Origin of the sequence: Vibrio sp. CUB2 (assembly GCF_001557945.1) — a bacterium.
Lineage (GTDB): Bacteria > Pseudomonadota > Gammaproteobacteria > Enterobacterales > Vibrionaceae > Vibrio > Vibrio owensii.
Genome location: NZ_LNRB01000002.1, coordinates 262,461 through 281,994, shown reverse-complemented (window position 1 = coordinate 281,994; position 19,534 = coordinate 262,461). Strand labels below are relative to the sequence as shown.

The following is a 19,534-nucleotide window of genomic DNA, read 5'->3' as shown; positions in this document are numbered from 1 at the left end:
AGGGTTGGAAGATGGCTAAAGAACAACAAGTTCAAGCGAATGATTTGCAAGAAAAGCTAATCGCAGTTAACCGTGTTTCTAAAACGGTTAAAGGCGGTCGAATCATGAGCTTCACTGCACTAACAGTAGTTGGTGACGGTAACGGTCGTGTAGGTTTCGGTTACGGCAAAGCTCGTGAAGTACCTGCAGCGATTCAAAAAGCAATGGAAAAAGCGCGTCGTAACATGACTACTATCGCGCTAAACGAAGGCACTCTTCACCACCCAGTGAAAGGTCGCCATTCGGGCTCTAAAGTTTACATGCAGCCTGCTGCAGAAGGTACTGGTGTTATCGCAGGTGGTGCGATGCGTGCAGTACTAGAAGTTGCTGGCGTACACAACGTACTATCTAAAGCATACGGTTCTACGAACCCTATCAACATCGTTCGTGCAACGATCGATGCACTAGGTAGCATGAAGTCGCCAGAAATGGTTGCTGCTAAACGTGGTCTAACTGTTGAAGCTATTTCGGAGTAAGAACACCATGGCAACTATTAAAGTAACTCAAACTAAAAGCTCAATTGGCCGCCTACCAAAGCACAAAGCTACTTTGCGTGGTCTAGGTCTTCGTAAAATCAACCACACAGTAGAACTTGAAGATACTCCGTGCGTACGCGGTATGATCAACAAGGTTTACTACATGGTTAAAGTTGAGGAGTAATCAGAAATGCGTTTGAATACTCTTGCACCGGCTGCTGGCTCTAAGCATGCTCCTAAGCGTGTAGGTCGCGGTATCGGTTCTGGCCTAGGTAAAACTGGTGGCCGTGGTCACAAAGGTCAAAAATCACGTTCTGGCGGTAAAGTTCGTCCAGGTTTCGAAGGCGGTCAGATGCCTCTGAAACAACGTCTACCAAAATTCGGTTTCACTTCTCGTAAGAGCCTAGTGTCTGCTGAAGTTCGTCTAGGTGAACTAGCGAAAGTTTCTGGTGACGTGGTTGATCTAAACAGCCTTAAAGCTGCTAACATCATCACTAAGAACATCGAATTCGTAAAAGTTGTTCTATCTGGTGAAATCGATAAAGCAGTGACTGTTAAAGGTCTACGTGTGACTAAAGGCGCTAAAGCTGCAATCGAAGCTGCAGGCGGTAAAATCGAGGAATAATCTCGAGGAACGAGGTACAGATGGCTAAGAAACCAGGACAAGATTTTCGTAGTGCTCAGAGCGGCTTAAGTGAACTAAAGTCGCGCTTGTTATTCGTAATTGGTGCACTTTTAGTATTCCGAGCCGGCTCATTTGTGCCGATTCCTGGTATTGACGCTGCTGTACTTGCCGATTTGTTCGAACAGCAAAAAGGTACCATCGTTGAAATGTTTAACATGTTCTCCGGTGGTGCTCTTGAGCGTGCATCTATATTAGCATTGGGCATCATGCCGTATATTTCGGCATCTATTGTTGTCCAATTGCTAACTGTAGTTCATCCAGCGTTAGCGGAACTCAAGAAAGAGGGTGAAGCAGGCCGTCGTAAGATCAGCCAATATACACGCTACGGCACGCTTGTACTTGCAACATTCCAAGCTATTGGTATTGCAACTGGCTTACCAAACATGGTCGACAATCTGGTTGTAATGAACCAAACCATGTTTACGCTAATTGCTACCGTAAGTTTAGTAACCGGTACCATGTTCCTAATGTGGTTAGGTGAACAAATTACAGAGCGAGGAATCGGTAATGGTATTTCCATTCTGATTTTTGCAGGTATTGTTGCTGGATTGCCTTCTGCAATCGGTCAAACAATCGAGCAAGCGCGTCAAGGTGAATTGCATGTACTTCTTCTACTGTTAATCGCGGTATTAGCTTTCGCAGTAATTTACTTCGTTGTTTTCATGGAACGTGGTCAACGCCGAATCGTCGTTAACTACGCTAAGCGTCAACAAGGTCGTAAAGTATTTGCTGCACAAAGCTCGCATCTGCCACTTAAAATTAATATGGCAGGTGTTATTCCAGCGATTTTTGCATCAAGTATTATCCTGTTCCCAGGAACACTGGCTCAGTGGTTTGGTCAGAACGGTGAGAGCAGCGCGTTCGGTTGGTTAACTGACGTGTCTTTGGCTCTTAGCCCAGGTCAGCCTCTGTATGTAATGCTTTATGCAGCAGCGATTATCTTCTTCTGTTTCTTTTACACGGCGTTGGTTTTCAACCCGCGTGAAACAGCGGATAACTTGAAGAAGTCCGGTGCATTCGTACCCGGTATCCGCCCAGGTGAGCAGACAGCGAAGTACATCGATAAAGTAATGACACGTTTAACCCTAGCGGGCGCACTGTACATTACCTTTATCTGTCTGATTCCCGAGTTCATGATGGTCGCGTGGAACGTACGTTTCTACTTCGGCGGTACATCACTACTTATCGTAGTTGTTGTTATCATGGACTTTATGGCACAGGTACAGACTCATCTGATGTCTCAACAGTATGATTCTGTGTTGAAGAAAGCGAATCTGAAAGGCTACGGTCGTTAATACGGCGGTAGACTCAGTTTCAATTACGGAGTTTAGCAATGAAAGTTCGTGCTTCCGTTAAAAAAATCTGCCGTAACTGTAAAGTAATCAAGCGTAACGGTGTCGTTCGCGTGATTTGCAGTGAGCCAAAGCACAAACAGCGCCAAGGCTAATTAGCAGAAATTTTTACTTGAAAACGAAGGTTAGGTCGAGTATATTCCTCGGCCTACCTTTTGCGTGCAAAAGAAGTAGTACTCCGCAGCGTATCCATAACGGGCTTTGCTGCGGCTAATTCTTTTATAGAAACACTTAGGAGTGAATAATGGCCCGTATAGCAGGCATTAACATTCCTGATCAAAAACATGCTGTGATTGCACTTACGTCAATCTACGGCATCGGTAAAACTCGCTCTCAAGCTATCCTAGCTGAAGTGGGTATTGCTGAAGATGTTAAGATCAGTGAACTAACTGAAGAGCAGATCGATCAACTGCGTGATGGTGTAGCTAAGTACACTGTAGAAGGTGATCTACGTCGTGAAGTATCTATGAACATCAAGCGTCTTATGGACCTTGGCTGTTACCGTGGTCTTCGTCATCGTCGCAGTCTACCACTACGTGGACAGCGTACTAAAACCAATGCTCGCACCCGTAAGGGTCCGCGTAAGCCGATCAAGAAATAATCGGGAAGGTAGAGTACAATGGCTAAACAACCAACTCGCGCTCGTAAGCGCGTACGCAAGCAAGTTGCAGATGGCGTTGCGCACATCCATGCTTCTTTCAATAACACAATCGTAACCATTACTGACCGTCAAGGTAATGCTCTAGCTTGGGCTACTGCAGGTGGTTCTGGTTTCCGTGGTTCTCGTAAGTCTACTCCGTTCGCTGCACAGGTTGCTGCTGAGCGTTGTGCTGAAATGGCTAAAGAATACGGTCTAAAGAACTTGGAAGTTATGGTTAAGGGTCCAGGTCCAGGTCGTGAATCTACTGTTCGCGCACTGAACGCTGCTGGTTTCCGCATCACAAACATCGTTGATGCTACACCAATCCCTCATAACGGTTGTCGTCCACCTAAGAAACGTCGCGTATAACGTTTTTTAGATTACTGGAGAAAGATCATGGCAAGATATTTGGGTCCTAAGCTGAAGCTTAGCCGTCGTGAAGGCACTGACTTATTCCTTAAGTCTGGTGTTCGCGCGATCGATACCAAGTGTAAAATTGATAACGCACCAGGTGTACACGGCGCTCGTCGCGGTCGTCTATCTGAGTATGGCGTTCAGCTTCGTGAGAAGCAAAAAGTTCGTCGTATGTACGGCGTTCTAGAAAAACAATTCCGTAACTACTACAAAGAAGCTGCACGTCTTAAAGGCAACACAGGTGAGAACCTGCTTCAGCTTCTTGAAGGTCGTCTTGATAACGTAGTTTACCGCATGGGCTTTGGCGCAACTCGCGCAGAAGCACGTCAGCTAGTTAGCCACAAAGCTATCCTAGTTAACGGTAAAGTTGTAAACGTTCCTTCTTTCAAAGTAGCGGCTAATGACGTTGTTTCTATCCGCGAGAAAGCTAAACAGCAAGCTCGTATCAAAGCAGCTCTAGAAGTTGCTGAACAACGTGAAAAACCAACTTGGATTGAAGTAGATGGTGGCAAGATGGAAGGTACATTCAAGCGTATGCCTGAGCGTTCTGATCTATCAGCTGACATCAACGAACAATTGATCGTCGAGCTTTACTCTAAGTAAGGTTTAAACTAAAGAGAGGACACAATGCAGGGTTCTGTAACAGAATTTCTTAAGCCACGTCTAGTTGACATCGAACAAATCAGCTCGACTCACGCAAAAGTAACTCTTGAGCCATTAGAGCGTGGCTTTGGTCATACTCTGGGTAATGCACTTCGCCGCATCCTTCTATCTTCTATGCCAGGTTGTGCTGTAACAGAAGTAGAAATTGAAGGCGTACTTCATGAGTACAGCACGAAAGAAGGCGTTCAAGAAGATATTCTTGAAATTCTTCTAAACCTTAAAGGTTTGGCTGTGCGCGTTGCCGAAGGCAAAGATGAAGTGTTCATTACTTTGAACAAATCAGGCTCGGGCCCTGTGGTTGCAGGTGACATCACCCATGATGGTGATGTAGAGATCGCTAACCCTGAACACGTAATTTGTCACCTAACGGATGACAACGCTGAGATCGCAATGCGTATCAAAGTTGAACGTGGTCGTGGTTATGTTCCAGCTTCTGCGCGTATCCATAACGAAGAAGACGAGCGTCCAATCGGTCGCCTACTAGTAGATGCTACTTACAGCCCTGTAGACAAAATTGCCTACGCTGTAGAAGCAGCTCGTGTAGAACAGCGCACTGATCTAGACAAGCTTGTTATCGATATGGAAACAAACGGTACTCTAGAACCTGAGGAAGCAATCCGTCGTGCAGCTACTATCCTAGCTGAGCAATTGGATGCGTTCGTAGATCTTCGTGATGTACGTGTACCTGAGGAGAAGGAAGAGAAGCCAGAATTCGATCCGATCCTACTGCGTCCTGTAGACGATCTTGAACTAACAGTTCGCTCTGCTAACTGTCTGAAAGCAGAAGCGATTCACTACATCGGTGATCTAGTACAACGTACTGAGGTTGAGCTACTTAAAACGCCTAACCTTGGTAAAAAATCTCTTACTGAGATTAAAGACGTACTTGCGTCACGTGGTCTGTCTCTGGGCATGCGCCTAGAAAACTGGCCACCTGCATCAATCGCTGAAGATTAATCGATACTAGTTAGAAGGATTAGGTCATGCGCCATCGTAAGAGTGGTCGTCAACTCAACCGCAACAGCTCACATCGTAAAGCGATGTTCAGCAACATGGCTAGCTCTCTAGTACGTCATGAAGTTATCAAGACTACTTTGCCAAAAGCAAAAGAGCTACGTCGCGTAGTTGAGCCTTTGATTACACTAGCTAAGACTGACAGTGTTGCTAACCGTCGTCTAGCATTTGCACGTACTCGTGATAACGAAGTAGTTGCAAAACTGTTTAACGAACTAGGTCCACGTTTTGCTGCTCGTCAGGGCGGTTACACTCGTATCCTAAAAGCTGGCTTCCGTGCTGGTGATAAAGCTCCAATGGCTTACATTGAGCTTGTAGATCGCCCAGCTGCTGAAGAAGCTGCTGAGTAATCTCAGTTCGTAAGAACAAAAAAAGCCGAGCATTAGCTCGGCTTTTTTGTATCTGTTGTATTTGAAAGGGAAAACACACTTACTTTTCCGTCTCCCCTCTCGAAGCTAATCTTCGATAATCGAATATTGAGTCTTAATTTATGTTTAGGCGAAACGTCTAGTTGCCTGAACCCCACAATCCGCTTAACGAATTCAGCAAGCCTTCACTTGCGCCTTGGTCACCTAGATAGCCAAGTATCACTGGCGCAAACTGACTGATCATCGATGGGTCTAGTCCTAATTTATCAAAAGTACTTTGTACTGCACTTAAACTTTCAATATTACCTAATAAGCTTTGCGCACCATCTAGACTCGACATGCCTGGAATTAGGGATTTCAGCTCGCTGCTGTTTTGGTCTGATAACTGACTTTGTGCAAGTGCTAACAAGGCTCCCGTACCACCTGCTGCTTGCTCGGTTGACACGGGCAATTGGCTAGTGAGTAAATCGGTGAGTGGAGATGATTCCGCATTCATACCTTGGCTGACCATGTCCATTAAGCCTTCTTGGCTTTCCTTATCGGTTACAGCATCGAGAAAAGCGTGGGCTGTACCAATGCTCATTGAAAGCAGCGTTAAGGTGAGAAGTGTTTTACGCATAATACCTCCGTGTGGCTTGCGATTATTATTGTTTATTCACTACTTAAGATAACAGAGACATTAAGGTTGTTGAGCTTAAGTCTGTTTATTTTAGACAAAAAAAGCGGCGCTAGTGAGCGCCGCTTCGAATTTGTATTGAGGAGAGTCTCAATTATAGGATGTCTAGTAGTTCTACTTCGAATACTAGAGCAGCAAATGGAGGGATAGCAGCACCTGCGCCACGCTCACCGTATGCTAGATCTTGTGGGATGTATAGTTTCCACTTAGAACCAACAGGCATTAGTTGAAGAGCTTCAACCCAACCTTTGATTACGCCAGTTACTGGGAACTCAGCAGGTTGACCGCGAGATACAGAGCTGTCGAATACAGTGCCGTCAGTTAGCTCACCATGGTAGTGAACACGTACTTGAGATGCAGCAGTTGGGATTTCACCAGTACCTTCAGTGATGATTTCGTACTGAAGACCAGACTCAAGAACGTTTACTTCTGGACGTAGAGCGTTATCTTTTAGGAACGCTTCGCCGTCAGCCGCTGCAGCTTTAGCTGCTTCTTGACGAACTGCTTCTGCACGAGTGTGTAGCTCTTGCAGTGCGTTGTTGATTTCGTCGATTTCGATAGAAGGCATGTCACCAGTTAGTGCAGTTGCAATACCAGCAGCGATAGCGTCAACGCTAAGACCTTCTAGACCAGAACCAGCAAGTTGCTGACCCATTTGCAGACCAATACCGTAGCTTGCTTTTTGTTCTGCAGTTTCAAATTTAATTTCAGACATGAATGTCGCTCTTATTAGGAGTGATAAAGGCACAGGATATCAGGTTCGAGGCTAGGTTTAAATGATTGCGCTCGAATGTCTCTATGAGGAGTAGAGGGTGTGACTTATCTCTTACTCCAAGTGAAATTTCTGCTAATTTACGCCAAATTACATTTTACTTTGGCGAAAAACATATACTCTCCGCGCTGGTATTTTTATACTGACATCAGAAGTATTAAGGGACTCATCAGAATGAATCGTCGCAGAAAGAAAAAGCAGCAAGTCGACCATGTCGAATTGATGAAACAAAAGCTCGCTGCTATCGATTGGAAGCAGCCATTCAATAAAGAGAAGTGGCAGGAAAGATTACAGCCTGTGACTCAGTTTTGGCATCGTCTTCCAAAACTACATCAACGTGCACTGATGGTATTGGTGCCAGTGGTGTTGGTGCTTTTGATCATCCCAGTACCAAAAGATACAGAAGTGCTACTTGAAGACACCCAAGTAGAGAATCAACGTGTTGCGATTCAGTTGAACGCGCAAAGCTTAAGTGAGCAGCGCTCTGCACAAAACTCAGAGCCTAAGTCTGAGCAGTGGAAAGAGTACACGGTGAAGAACGGCGATACACTAGCCCAAGTATTCCGCAGTAACCAATTGCCGATGGCAGACTTAAACGCCCTAGTTAAAATTGAAGGCAGCGACAAGCCTTTGAGTCGCATTAAGCAAGGTCAATTAGTGCGCTTTAAGCTTGCTGACGATGGTAAATTAGATATGCTTCAGCTAGAGAAAAGTGGCGAGTCGGTGATGTTCTTCCGTTTATCTGATGGCACATTTGGTCGCAACAAATAACGTTAGATAACCATTATTCTTAAGGCGCGATGATTCGCGCCTTTTTTATGTCTGTTGATTTGTTAACGTTTAATTTGTTTTCCAGCGAGTGTTTTTCTTTTATTCCATGGTAAAAGCGGTAATACGATCATTATTATCCCAACAGCAGTCAGCCAATCTGGAATTTCATCAAACCACCATATCCCAAAGAGTGTGACAAACACTAAGCCTGAGTATTCAGCTAATGCAATCTCTCCCGCTGGCGCTTTTTGATAGGCCAATACTGCCAATCCGTTATAACTTAAGATGCAAACCGCGCTCGCGATAACCAATGCCAGTTCTTGCCACGTTATTGATTGCCAGTAAACCCCAGCTAATATTGCGGATATAGGTAACGAGAACAGCGTAGTCCACCAAAGTGTGGTCACGACTGATTGTTCGCTCGGTAGTTTTCTTACCAATATATTGAACATCGCCAGTGTGGTCGCCGTGCCGAGTGCAAACAGTGCTGCCCAATGAAAGTGATCCGGCCGTAATACCACTAAGACACCAAGGAACCCGAAGCAAGTTAGTAGAATTTTGCTCAGAGGTGGGTGCTCGTTAAGAAACAATATCGATAGTGGTAGCATTAGAATAGGGGCGGCGTAAAATACCGCGTTGGCAGTTGCCAGAGGGAGGTGAGTCACCGCAACCATCATACAACCACTGCCAATCAATATCAGGTGCGCACGTAAAATCGTTATAGGCGCTTGCTTCAGGCTACGTTTATCCGGTTGTTGTCTGAGATAGAAAGGTAAGATGAGCAGCAGTGAAGCCAGTTGGCGAACAAACATATATTGGAACGGGCTAATGCCGCCTTCAATCAGTTTGACGGCGACATCGGAGAGTGATGCCGCCAAATTTCCGATCACCAGTAAGAGTAGTGCCAGGTGGTGAGGCGACATTTAGCTTACTCGGCGCATATCGACATGAGGGATACCATCTTCAAGGTAGCTTTCAGAAATCACTTCAAAGCCATGGCTCGCATAGAAAGCCATTAGGTGTTCTTGTGCTCCGATATCGATCGTTTGGCCTGTCCAAAACTGTTGGCAATGTTGTAAAGCTTGCTCAAGCAGTTCATGTCCAAGACCACCACCGCGAGCGCTTTGTTTGGTTACCACACGGCCGATGCTCACATTGTCGTAAGTGGTACCAGCAGGCAATAATCGAGCGCAGGCAACCAGCTCATCGCTCTGATAGCCCAATAGGTGATACACGCCTTCTAACGTATCTTTGCCGTCCAGCTCTGGATATGGACAGGTTTGTTCTACCACAAATACATCAACGCGCAGGCGCAGCATCTCGTAGAGTTGTGTTGTTGTCAGTTGAGAGAAAGGTAGGGCAGTCCAGTTGATCATTTCCAATATCCATTAATAAGCGAATGCAGCTGACTTTACGTCGTTTTCTGCTATTACTCATTAACAATGGTTAATTTTCACTGGTCTTCGTGACAAATCTGGCGATAATGTGCCCTCTTTTTCATCCCACCTGAGGATATTTCCCTGTGAGCAAACAAACTTTTGACCAAGTAGGGCTTACTTCAGCGCTACTAGAGACGCTTGAATCATTGAACTACACCCATATGACGCCAATTCAAGCGTTGAGCTTACCTGCGATTTTGAATCAGCGTGATGTAATTGGTCAGGGTAAAACTGGCTCAGGTAAAACGGCAGCATTTGGTCTGGGCGTATTGTCCAACCTAAACGTGAAGCGCTTCCGTGTACAATCTTTGGTGCTTTGTCCGACGCGTGAACTGGCTGATCAGGTGGCAAAAGAAATTCGTACTTTGGGCCGTAGCATTCACAACATTAAAGTACTGACATTGTGTGGTGGTATGCCAATGGGACCGCAAATCGGTTCACTAGAACATGGCGCTCACATTCTTGTTGGTACGCCAGGTCGTATCCTTGATCACCTAGAGAAAGGTCGCATTAACCTAGAAGAGCTAAACACGCTGGTTCTGGATGAAGCGGACCGTATGCTAGATATGGGCTTCCAAGATGCACTCGATGCGATCATTGAAGCTGCACCAAAGCAGCGTCAAACTTTACTATTTAGTGCAACGTTCCCTGAAAAGATCGAACAGATCGCTCAACGTATTATGCAATCGCCAGAGATGATCAAAGTAGAATCCACTCACGATACGTCGAGCATTGCGCAGTACTTTTACAACGTGGAAGGTTCAGAAGCGCGCGATGAAGCCCTTGCTAACCTACTACTGACTCACCAGCCAGAGTCGGCAGTGGTGTTCTGTAACACGAAGAAAGAAGTTCAGAATGTAGCAGATGAACTGCATCACAAAGGGTTCAGTGTTATCGATCTTCATGGGGATCTAGAACAACGCGAACGTGACCAAGCCTTGGTTCAGTTTGCTAACAAGAGTGTTTCGATCCTTGTTGCAACAGATGTGGCGGCACGCGGTTTGGACGTTGACAATCTAGATGCGGTATTTAACTTCGAATTGTCTCGTGACCCAGAGGTCCACGTTCACCGTATTGGTCGTACCGGTCGTGCTGGCAGCAAAGGCTTAGCATTCAGCTTCTTTGGTGAAAAAGACGGCTTACGTGTGGCTCGTATCGAAGAGTATCTAGATATGGACGTAGTACCGGCAACACTGCCAGCGAAATCAAATCAGCAGCCATATCAAGCGAAGATGGTGACGATTAACATTGATGGCGGTAAGAAGCAGAAAGTGCGCGCAGGCGACATTCTGGGTTGCTTAACGGGTAAAAATGGCATTACAGGCGCGCAAGTGGGTAAGATTCACCTGTTCCCAATGCGTGCTTATGTTGCGGTAGAAAAGTCAGTGGCGAAGAAAGCGCTACAAACTATCAGTAACGGCAAGATGAAAGGTCGTCAGTTCCGTGCCCGTTTATTGAAGTAATATCAGCAATACAGCAAAAAACGGCTAACGATTTAGCCGTTTTTTTGTTTTTGTACACCGCTATAGCTTTAAGCCTTCCATAACAGCTGCAGGTAGCTGCTGTTTGAAGTCGTCGATCAGTGCGACTTTATCTTCTGATAGTTCGAGCAGTTCGCCACGAAGGTGGAACATGCAGGCGCTAAATTTCTCATTAAAGTTTGGCAGCATTGAGGTCACGCCTGACGAAGCCGCTTGAAGTGCAACGAGCGTCGGCTCAATCACTTGGCTCTGGTAGGTCTCATCTTCCATGATAACTGCCGGAGAGTAGCCTTGGATTTCTTCCATTACGGGTTCTACGTGTGTCGTTATGAGTGTTGCTGCTTTATTGTTTGCGGCATCACCGGCGGCGGCTTTCAGTTTTCCAAACATAATCTTTTCCCTTAACTCATGATGAAACACTCGCCCACAATGTGAGGCGAATGATATGAAATTTGGCTATGCAGGGTGTGGTATATCCTTATGCATATCCAGATGGGATTTGAGATTTTTTCTTATACTTCAAACAAATAGCGTTAGTTAATAATAAGAGTGTGACTACTGAAAGTGATTGTTTTTTGTCAATATTATTTTAGTTTTACTTTTCGTGATGCTGCTTCAAACGGGTTTTTATTCGACTTAAACTGATCGCGGTAATCCCCAAGTAAGCGGCAATCTGGCTATCGGTAATACGCTGTACTAAGGCTGGGTAATGCTGACAAAATAGTTGGTAACGCTCTTCTGGTGAGTAGAGCAACATAAAGCGTTCTTTGTTTTCTTTATGCATTAATTGCGCTTCGAGCAGCTTTAAGTAAATAGGATGCTTTTCTTCACGCCATTGGTGTAGCACTTCAATCGGCAAGCAAAACAGATGACAAGGTGTCAGCGTTTCTAATAAGTACGGCGAGGGCTGATTCTTAATAAGCCCTTCAAAGCCAATCACCCAATCCTTTTCCCAGTAGAACTCTTTACTGAACTCCTTCCCTTTATCGGTTAGATAACTGGCATGGCATAAACCCTCTAACACAAAGTAGATGTGCGAACTGGATTCACCTTGGTGATTGAGAATATGGCGTGTCGGCAACTCTAGCTGTTGCCCATGTTCAATTAGCTGATTCGCTTCATCTTCGAGGAAGCCATGATTGATTAAGTCAGAAAAAAGATCGCTGTGCATGTGATAACTCAGAAACGGTTTTTCTCATTCTAACGGTTTTTACTGACAACAAAAAAGCGGCTCATGAGAGCCGCTTGAAATCATTGCCAAACTTGCCTTACTTATTCAGGTCAATTTGGTAAATCGCGAAACCAACTTCGTCAGTGGCGACACGTTTCATCGGGTATTGCCCTTTCTCTTTGATGAACTGCGCAGCTTTATCACTTGGTGAGGTTTCAAAACGAACATCAAGTTTGTTATCCGATTTGATTGGTGCGAAAGACCAGTTGTTATCCGCGCTTGGTGTCACTTCGCCTTGCTCTTTACTGATGCGAGAGATGTAAGCGGCCACTACAGAGCGGTTCTCATCTGGAGCATCAAACGCGATGAAGTCCGGACCAGTGCCTGGGAAGGTTGCGCTGTAAGCACGGTAGTTGTTAGTAGCGATGATGAAGTCTTGTTTTGGATCTACTGGCTTACCGTTGTAAGTCAGGTTCACGATACGCTGTGAATCTGGGTTGATCACTTTACAATCCGCATCGTACTTCGGCGGTTGAGTAACATCGATTTGGTAGTTCACACCATCAATCACGTCGAAGTTGTAAGTACGGAAGCTATCCCAGTTGATCAAAGACTGAGGTTGGGTGCTGTTAACATCAATATGATTGAACTGACCTGCACTACACTCTAGCCATTCGTGAACTTCTTTGCCTTTAACCTTCATTGCTACCAGCGTATTCGGGTATAAGTAAAGATCCGCGGCATTACGGAAAGTCAGCTGACCCGATTCGACCTCGGTGAAACCATTTGGATCGTCTTTACGTCCGCCGACTTTAAATGGTGCCGCTGCGCTTAATACTGGAATGCCTTCAAGGTCTGGGTCGCCTTGGATAAAGCGTTCCACGTAATCTTTCTGCGCTAGGTTTACGATTTGAATCGTTGGATCATCTTGTACAAGCGCTAGGAAGCTATACATCACGTCATTTGCTTTGCCAATTGGTTGGTTGACGAATTCACGCGTGCCTTTATGGTCATCAACAAGTGCATCCACGATGCCTTTATCGGCTTCTGCCAAAGATTTCTTGTTAGCTTTATCGAAGATAGGGCGCGCTTCAGATTGACCTTCAACCACTTGCCACTTGCCGTCTTTTTCTTTCAGCATCAAGTCCATTACGCCAACGTGGCTACCCCAGCGACCTGGCATGACTGCGGTTACGCCATTAATTGTGCCTTTGGCGTTGTCGACACCTTGCAGTTTGGCAAAGTCTTTACCCGGGAATACAGCGTGAGAGTGACCAAAGGCAATCGCATCAATACCTTCAACTTCTGTGAGGTAGTAAACCGAGTTTTCAGCGCCTAGCTTGTATGGATCAGTCGAAATGCCTGAGTGTGGGATCGCCACAATCACGTCTGCGCCTTCTTTCTTCACCTGAGGAACCAGCTTTTTCGCTGTCTCAGTGATGTCTTCAGCGAAGACTTTACCTTCTAGGTTTTTCTTATCCCATACCATGATTTGCGGTGGTACGAAGCCGATGTAACCCACTTTGATTTCGTGGTTTTGACCATCAATGTCTTTGAACGTGTGCGTTTTAATGAGATAAGGTTTGAAGTAGTGCTCACCTGTCTTCTTGTCGAAAACGTTAGCACTAACATAAGGGAAGTTTGCACCGTCGATAGAGTTTTTCAGGAACTCAAGACCGTAGTTGAATTCGTGGTTACCAATGTTACCCACATCGTAATCCAACTGGTTCATCGCTTTGTATACCGGATGGATTTCGCCAGCATTAATCCCTTTCGCTGCCATGTAATCGCCCATTGGGCTGCCTTGAATCAAGTCGCCATTGTCGACCAAAACACTGTTCACTGCTTCTTCACGAGCTTGCTTAACCAGTGTCGCCGCACGGCTAAGACCGATTTGCTGAGAAGGCTGATCTTTGTAGTAGTCGTAATCCATCACATTGGTGTGAATGTCGGTGGTTTCAATAATACGTAGCTTGATAGTGTCCGCCATTGCTGGACCTGCAAGCGTCAACATACCGCTTAAAACTGCGACGGATACGGGATTAACTGCCATTTTCATGAGGTGCTCCAATTAAATGGGATAGAGGGGTCGTACAGCGTAATGTAACAAATATTAGTGCAAGCTCAGGCTAAGATGCAGAAAACTGTGAACATTAGGCAATTAAATGCGGAGGAAAGTGTCAGACTGATGCCTTTTTCACCATTTTGAATGAGACCTAACAAAAGCTTCTTAGCAGTTTTTTGAATAAAAAATGAAATTTTAGAATTTCCGGTAATATAAACCCACCGCCATAATGCCATCCATAACGATATCAATGGATGATGAGCAAGCACATGGCAGTTAACGATTCAGTAACGAATTTCCCAATCAATAAGCCTCGGCTGGTTTCGGATAACCAAGCTGCCGATCTTCCGCGTTTCAGTAAGCAACCTCTTCAGCCAGGTGAAGTTGCCCTTGTTGGTGCCGGCCCAGGTGACCCTGAGCTATTAACGCTGAAAGCACTCAACTGCCTACAACAAGCTGACGTCGTGCTTTACGACTACCTAGTGTCTGACGAGATCATGGCGTTAATCCCAAGCGAAACCATTTTGGTGTGCGTGGGTAAACGTGCCGGGCACCACAGTGTACCGCAAGAGAAGACCAACCAATTGCTGGTGGACTTTGCTAAGCAAGGTTACAAAGTGGTGCGCATTAAAGGCGGCGATCCATTTGTGTTTGGTCGCGGTGGTGAAGAGCTGGAAGTTTTGGCTGATGCTGGTGTGCGTTTTCAAGTGGTTCCGGGCATTACTGCTGCTGCAGGTGCGACCGCTTATGCAGGTATCCCGCTGACGCATCGTGATTACGCGCAATCAGCACTGTTTGTTACGGGTCATCTTAAAGAAGAAAGTGACGACATGGACTGGTCGACGCTCGCGCGCGGGAATCAGACTTTAGTGATCTACATGGGACTGATGAAATCACACTATATTCAGAATCAGCTCATCAAACATGGTAGGGCAGCCTCAACCCCTATCGCCATCATCGAACGCGGTACGCAAATCCAGCAAAAAGTTTTCACCGGAAAACTTTCTCAACTATCTGAATTATCTAAAGAAGCTCAAGCTCCGTCTTTGATTGTTGTCGGCGAAGTTGTGCGTCTGTCTCAAAAGTTGGACTGGTTTTTGTCTAGTACTGAATTCAACAAAAGTGCTATTGCCAGCTCCATATAATTTCAGACCAAAGATTAGGGACGTAATGAGCCTTCAAGCTTAAAAAGGAAAGACAAAACATGGACCAACAACGTTTAACTCACCTTAAACAACTCGAAGCGGAGAGTATTCATATCATCCGCGAAGTTGCTGCTGAGTTCGATAACCCAGTCATGATGTATTCGATTGGTAAAGATTCATCAGTCATGTTGCATCTTGCGCGTAAAGCCTTCTACCCAGGCAAAATTCCATTCCCACTACTGCACGTAGATACGGATTGGAAATTCCGCGAGATGATCGAGTTTCGTGATCGTACCGCTGAGAAATACGGCTTTGAGCTTTTGGTTCATAAGAACCCAGAAGGTCTAGCAATGGGTTGTAGCCCATTTGTGCACGGCTCTTCAAAGCATACTGACATCATGAAGACTCAAGGTTTGAAGCAGGCTCTGAACAAGTACGGTTTTGATGCGGCATTCGGTGGTGCGCGTCGTGATGAAGAGAAGTCACGTGCAAAAGAGCGCGTTTACTCATTCCGCGATAAGAACCATACCTGGGATCCAAAAAACCAACGTCCGGAGCTTTGGAAAACATACAACGGTCAAGTAAACAAAGGGGAGAGCATTCGTGTGTTCCCACTTTCAAACTGGACTGAGCTGGATATCTGGCAATACATCTACCTAGAAAACATCGAGATCGTGCCTCTGTACCTTGCAGACAAGCGACCTGTTGTTGAGCGTGATGGCATGCTGATCATGGTAGATGATGACCGCATGAAGCTAGAACCAGGTGAAGTGATTGAAGAGAAGAGTGTGCGTTTCCGTACTTTGGGTTGTTACCCACTGACTGGCGCGATTGAGTCTGAAGCCAACACGCTAACAGGCATCATCGAAGAAATGCTGGTGGCAACCTCAAGTGAGCGCCAAGGTCGTGCGATCGACCACGATCAGTCAGGATCGATGGAGCTTAAGAAACGTCAAGGTTACTTCTAAAGGATCTAAGGAAAGATAATGAACAGTGCAGTTGAAGCTCAATTAGCCGAGCTTGGTATTGAAGGCTATTTAAAACAACACCAGTACAAGTCGTTACTTAGATTCCTGACTTGTGGCTCGGTAGATGACGGTAAAAGTACCCTAATCGGTCGCTTACTCCATGACTCAAAACAAATTTATGAAGATCAGCTAGCAGCAGTTCACTCGGATAGCCAACGCGTAGGCACCACGGGTGAAAAGCCAGATTTGGCATTGCTGGTAGATGGTCTACAAGCAGAACGCGAGCAAGGCATCACCATTGATGTGGCTTACCGTTACTTTTCGACGCAGAAACGTAAGTTCATCATTGCTGACACGCCAGGGCATGAGCAGTACACGCGTAACATGGCAACAGGTGCATCGACCTGTGATTTGGCTGTGATTCTGGTTGATGCACGTAAAGGTGTGTTGGACCAAACGCGTCGTCACTCATTCATTTCTAACCTATTGGGCTTGAAACACTTCGTTGTTGCTATCAACAAAATGGACTTGGTGGATTACTCACAAGAACGTTTTGAAGAGATCCGTGATGAGTACCTACAGTTCTCAGAAAACCTAGCGGGTGAGACGGATATCCAAATTATTCCGTTGTCAGCGCTAGAAGGCGACAACGTAGTAGAGAAAGGACAAAACCTAAGCTGGTTTGAAGGTCCGTCTCTGCTTGAGCTACTTGAGACTGTGGATGTTGACCACGAGAAAGGCGAAGGTGACTTCCGTTTCCCTGTTCAGTATGTAAACCGTCCTAACCTCGACTTTCGCGGCTTTGCTGGCACGATTTCATCGGGTTCGGTGAAAGTAGGCGATGCGATTAAGGCGCTGCCATCAGGCAAAACCTCAACTGTTGCACGTATCGTGACTTTCGATGGCGATGTACAGGAAGCACAAGCAGGTCTGGCTGTGACGTTGACGCTGAATGACGAAATCGACATCAGTCGTGGTGATTTGCTGGTGCTAGAAAATGCGCAAGTGGAGTCAACTAACCACTTGTTGGCTGACGTAGTTTGGATGACAGAGCAACCGCTGCAACCGGGTCGTGATTACGACATTAAGATTGCTGGTAAGAAGACGGTTGGTCACGTTGAAGCGATTCGTCACCAGTACGACATCAACAATCTTTCGACTCACGGTGCAGCTGAATTGCCGCTCAACGGCATTGGTTTGTGTGAGTGGTCGCTGAACGAATCTGTCGCGTTGGATAACTACCAAGATTGTGCCGATACCGGCGGCTTTATCATCATCGATCGTCTAACCAATGTAACGGTTGGTGCGGGCATGGTGAAAGAAAGCCTAGCGGCTGTTGAGCGTGGTCTTGCGGATGTTTCAGCGTTCGAACTTGAACTTAATGCTTTGGTTCGTAAGCACTTCCCGCATTGGGAAGCTAAGGACCTGAGCCAGTTATTGAAGAAGTAATTGGTTCACCTAGCCTGATGGGGTTGCGAAACCCATCAGGCTGATTTCCCCCGAATCCAGAATGCTCCGGAAGCCCAAGAAACCGAGCATTCTGGCGTTCTTTTTCGCTTGCTTTGCTTTTTTGTCTGGTTACTCGTTTGTCACTCCGTGCAACTAAGTTTGCACGAGTCGTTGTTGTGCCCGTATCGGGTTTATTGGTAAGGATTGGCTATGTGGGAACAAGGATTTGTATTAGCGATTTTGCTTGGCATTATCACTTGTTTACTCGTAACCAAAATTAAACCAAGTTACGTATTTGCAGGAGCTGCTTTCATCGCCTTTATGGCGGGGATGATTGAGCTCAATAGCATTGCGGCAAACTTTACTAATTCTTCACTTTTGACCCTAGTGCTGCTGATCCTCGCATCGAGCGCATTAGAAAAAACCTTATTGATCAGCTGGGTCAGTCGCAGTATTTCTGAAGGTCATCTTGGTAGTGTAATTGCCAAGTTGGGCTTTTCTACCGCTTTACTTTCCTCTTTCACGAACAACACGGCGGTTGTGGTGTCGTTAATTGGTGCGATTAAACGCAACCAACAACATGCGCCTTCTAAGCTTCTGATTCCACTCTCTTATGCGGCGATTTTTGGTGGTACGTTGACGTTGATTGGTACCTCGACCAACTTAATCATCAACAGTTTTGTTGAAGATGCCGGCCTGCCAAGCTTGAGCTTCTTTACTCCAACCATGATTGGCTTAGCGGTGTTGGTGGGCGGTGTGCTTATCCTCATCCCGCTGAGCTATCTATTACCTAATTACGATGACCAAAACCAAGAGGACTTACCTTACTTCTTAGAGTCTCGTGTTGAGCCTGGTTCACCTTTGGTCGGTCGTACCATTACCGAAAATAACTTACGCGCACTGAGAAAATTGTTCCTTGCTGAAGTGATTCGCGATGGTGTGACGGTTTCTTCTGTTGGTCCAGACTTTGTATTGAATGCCAAGGACCGATTGCTATTTTGTGGTGATGTAGAAAGCGTGGCGACATTACAAGAGATTCCCGGGTTAACGCTGTTTGGTCATCAACATCTCAATGGTCAGAATTTCATTGAAGTGGTAGTCAGTTCATCGGCGACCTTCTGTCATAAAACCCTTAAAGAAAGCCGTTTCCGTGACCGATTTGATGCGGTAGTCGTAGCGATTCGTCGTGGTCATGAACGCCTTGAAGGTGGCTTAGGCAATATCACTTTAGCGGCGGGTGATACATTGGTTTTGGTTCCCGGCAAACGATTTGAGGCAGAGCGACGTGCGCACCGTAAAGAGTTTGTTTTAGTCAACGATCTGGATTCCAGCGCGCGCTTGGACTCGAATAAATCCGCTTTAGTTCTGTTTGGTTTTGCGGCAGTGATTGGCTGTGCGTTGTTGGAGCTTGTCCCTATTATCAAAGGTTTGGCAGCTTATTTGATAGCACTGCTTGCCTTTGGCGTGATTCAACTGTCAGAGCTTCGTCGTCGTTTCCCAATTGATATTGTGGTGATTGTCGGCTCAGCGTTATCTATTGCACAGTTGATGATTTCGTCTGGTTTATCGGTGCGAATGGGCGATATGTTTATTGAAGCCTTTAATGGGTGGGGTGTGTTTGGTGCGCTGGTCGCCACTTACATCATGACGTTGGTGTTAACCGAGCTCGTGACCAACAATGCGGCGGCAGCGCTGTCTTTCCCTATTGGCTATAGCATGGCGGTAGGTTATGGCGTTGACCCAATGCCTTTCATTATGGCGGTGCTGTTTGGCGCCAGTGCCAGTTTTATTTCTCCTTACGGATACCAAACAAACTTATTGGTATACAGTGTAGGGAATTACAAATTGACCGATTATGTGCGAATTGGCGTGCCGATTTCTATCGTGTATTCAGTGCTAGTACTGACGCTGATTCCGGTCTTCTTTCCGTTTTAATCTGTAAATTT

23 protein-coding genes are annotated in these 19,534 nt (G+C 45.9%); 16 read left to right on the top strand and 7 right to left on the bottom strand.

What is annotated here, in order from left to right; genetic code table 11:
* The first annotated feature begins 11 nt into the window (after positions 1-11).
* The 10 genes from rpsE to rplQ all read left to right on the top strand — a co-directional run bounded on the left by rpsE (position 12) and on the right by rplQ (position 5,633).
* Positions 12-515: a 30S ribosomal protein S5 gene (rpsE, locus tag ATB78_RS03620; RefSeq protein ID WP_005435090.1), complete on the top strand. Its 504-nt coding sequence runs from the start codon at positions 12-14 to the stop codon at positions 513-515.
* 7 nt (positions 516-522) lie between these two features.
* A complete protein-coding gene (gene rpmD, locus ATB78_RS03615) occupies positions 523-699 on the top strand; it encodes a 50S ribosomal protein L30 (RefSeq protein WP_000201159.1) in 177 nt (58 codons plus the stop codon).
* A gap of 6 nt (positions 700-705) precedes the next feature.
* Positions 706-1,140 carry a 50S ribosomal protein L15 gene (gene rplO / locus ATB78_RS03610; RefSeq protein WP_005435092.1) on the top strand — a complete coding sequence of 145 codons (435 nt, stop codon included), beginning with the start codon at positions 706-708 and terminating at the stop codon, positions 1,138-1,140.
* A 20-nt stretch (positions 1,141-1,160) separates the two neighbouring features.
* Positions 1,161-2,495 carry a preprotein translocase subunit SecY gene (secY, locus tag ATB78_RS03605; protein ID WP_005435093.1) on the top strand — a complete coding sequence of 445 codons (1,335 nt, stop codon included), beginning with the start codon at positions 1,161-1,163 and terminating at the stop codon, positions 2,493-2,495.
* Positions 2,496-2,533: 38 nt separating this feature from the next.
* Positions 2,534-2,647 (top strand): 50S ribosomal protein L36, encoded by a 114-nt coding sequence (gene rpmJ / locus ATB78_RS03600; protein WP_000868186.1) that lies wholly within the window; start codon positions 2,534-2,536, stop codon positions 2,645-2,647.
* A 149-nt stretch (positions 2,648-2,796) separates the two neighbouring features.
* Positions 2,797-3,153 carry a 30S ribosomal protein S13 gene (gene rpsM, locus ATB78_RS03595; protein WP_005435100.1) on the top strand — a complete coding sequence of 119 codons (357 nt, stop codon included), beginning with the start codon at positions 2,797-2,799 and terminating at the stop codon, positions 3,151-3,153.
* Positions 3,154-3,171: 18 nt separating this feature from the next.
* A complete protein-coding gene (rpsK, locus tag ATB78_RS03590; RefSeq protein WP_001118870.1) occupies positions 3,172-3,561 on the top strand; it encodes a 30S ribosomal protein S11 in 390 nt (129 codons plus the stop codon).
* 27 nt (positions 3,562-3,588) lie between these two features.
* Positions 3,589-4,209, top strand: a complete 621-nt coding sequence (gene rpsD, locus ATB78_RS03585; protein ID WP_005383146.1) for a 30S ribosomal protein S4 — start codon at positions 3,589-3,591, stop codon at positions 4,207-4,209.
* Positions 4,210-4,233: 24 nt separating this feature from the next.
* Positions 4,234-5,226 (top strand): DNA-directed RNA polymerase subunit alpha, encoded by a 993-nt coding sequence (gene rpoA / locus ATB78_RS03580; protein WP_005383143.1) that lies wholly within the window; start codon positions 4,234-4,236, stop codon positions 5,224-5,226.
* A 26-nt stretch (positions 5,227-5,252) separates the two neighbouring features.
* Positions 5,253-5,633, top strand: coding sequence for a 50S ribosomal protein L17 (gene rplQ / locus ATB78_RS03575; RefSeq protein ID WP_005383141.1), 381 nt, complete (start codon positions 5,253-5,255; stop codon positions 5,631-5,633).
* 157 nt (positions 5,634-5,790) lie between these two features.
* On the opposite strand, the gene ATB78_RS03570 is transcribed toward rplQ, so the two are convergent.
* Together ATB78_RS03570 and ATB78_RS03565 are read right to left on the bottom strand one after the other, a co-directional pair.
* On the bottom strand, positions 5,791-6,270 hold the full coding sequence (locus tag ATB78_RS03570) for a DUF2780 domain-containing protein (RefSeq protein ID WP_061007828.1): 480 nt from the start codon (positions 6,268-6,270) through the stop codon (positions 5,791-5,793).
* A gap of 151 nt (positions 6,271-6,421) precedes the next feature.
* On the bottom strand, positions 6,422-7,042 hold the full coding sequence (locus ATB78_RS03565) for an FKBP-type peptidyl-prolyl cis-trans isomerase (RefSeq protein ID WP_005437303.1): 621 nt from the start codon (positions 7,040-7,042) through the stop codon (positions 6,422-6,424).
* Between the two features lie 231 nt (positions 7,043-7,273).
* Here ATB78_RS03565 and ATB78_RS03560 point away from each other — a divergent pair, with 231 nt between their 5' ends.
* Positions 7,274-7,870, top strand: coding sequence for a LysM-like peptidoglycan-binding domain-containing protein (locus ATB78_RS03560; protein ID WP_009707832.1), 597 nt, complete (start codon positions 7,274-7,276; stop codon positions 7,868-7,870).
* 62 nt (positions 7,871-7,932) lie between these two features.
* Here ATB78_RS03560 and ATB78_RS03555 read toward each other — a convergent pair whose 3' ends face one another.
* Together ATB78_RS03555 and ATB78_RS03550 are read right to left on the bottom strand one after the other, a co-directional pair.
* Entirely contained in the window at positions 7,933-8,793 is an 861-nt protein-coding gene (locus ATB78_RS03555) for a DMT family transporter (protein WP_061007827.1), read from the bottom strand.
* Positions 8,794-9,246 carry a GNAT family N-acetyltransferase gene (locus ATB78_RS03550; protein ID WP_061007826.1) on the bottom strand — a complete coding sequence of 151 codons (453 nt, stop codon included), beginning with the start codon at positions 9,244-9,246 and terminating at the stop codon, positions 8,794-8,796.
* Between the two features lie 146 nt (positions 9,247-9,392).
* Between ATB78_RS03550 and dbpA the strand changes: the two genes are divergently transcribed.
* Positions 9,393-10,772 (top strand): ATP-dependent RNA helicase DbpA, encoded by a 1,380-nt coding sequence (gene dbpA / locus ATB78_RS03545; RefSeq protein WP_061007825.1) that lies wholly within the window; start codon positions 9,393-9,395, stop codon positions 10,770-10,772.
* 60 nt (positions 10,773-10,832) lie between these two features.
* Here dbpA and ATB78_RS03540 read toward each other — a convergent pair whose 3' ends face one another.
* The 3 genes from ATB78_RS03540 to cpdB form a co-directional block, all read right to left on the bottom strand.
* Positions 10,833-11,180, bottom strand: coding sequence for a hypothetical protein (locus ATB78_RS03540; protein ID WP_009707828.1), 348 nt, complete (start codon positions 11,178-11,180; stop codon positions 10,833-10,835).
* Positions 11,181-11,385: 205 nt separating this feature from the next.
* Complete coding sequence (locus tag ATB78_RS03535; RefSeq protein ID WP_061007824.1) at positions 11,386-11,961, bottom strand: Crp/Fnr family transcriptional regulator; 576 nt, start codon at positions 11,959-11,961, stop codon at positions 11,386-11,388.
* 97 nt (positions 11,962-12,058) lie between these two features.
* On the bottom strand, positions 12,059-14,020 hold the full coding sequence (gene cpdB / locus ATB78_RS03530) for a 2',3'-cyclic-nucleotide 2'-phosphodiesterase (RefSeq protein WP_061007823.1): 1,962 nt from the start codon (positions 14,018-14,020) through the stop codon (positions 12,059-12,061).
* Positions 14,021-14,295: 275 nt separating this feature from the next.
* Here cpdB and cobA point away from each other — a divergent pair, with 275 nt between their 5' ends.
* From cobA to ATB78_RS03510, 4 genes are all read left to right on the top strand, one after another.
* On the top strand, positions 14,296-15,171 hold the full coding sequence (gene cobA, locus ATB78_RS03525; protein WP_061007934.1) for a uroporphyrinogen-III C-methyltransferase: 876 nt from the start codon (positions 14,296-14,298) through the stop codon (positions 15,169-15,171).
* A gap of 59 nt (positions 15,172-15,230) precedes the next feature.
* Positions 15,231-16,139, top strand: coding sequence for a sulfate adenylyltransferase subunit CysD (gene cysD, locus ATB78_RS03520; RefSeq protein ID WP_005430587.1), 909 nt, complete (start codon positions 15,231-15,233; stop codon positions 16,137-16,139).
* 18 nt (positions 16,140-16,157) lie between these two features.
* Positions 16,158-17,588, top strand: coding sequence for a sulfate adenylyltransferase subunit CysN (gene cysN / locus ATB78_RS03515; protein WP_005528550.1), 1,431 nt, complete (start codon positions 16,158-16,160; stop codon positions 17,586-17,588).
* Positions 17,589-17,798: 210 nt separating this feature from the next.
* Complete coding sequence (locus tag ATB78_RS03510; protein ID WP_061007822.1) at positions 17,799-19,523, top strand: SLC13 family permease; 1,725 nt, start codon at positions 17,799-17,801, stop codon at positions 19,521-19,523.
* Positions 19,524-19,534 lie beyond the last annotated feature (11 nt).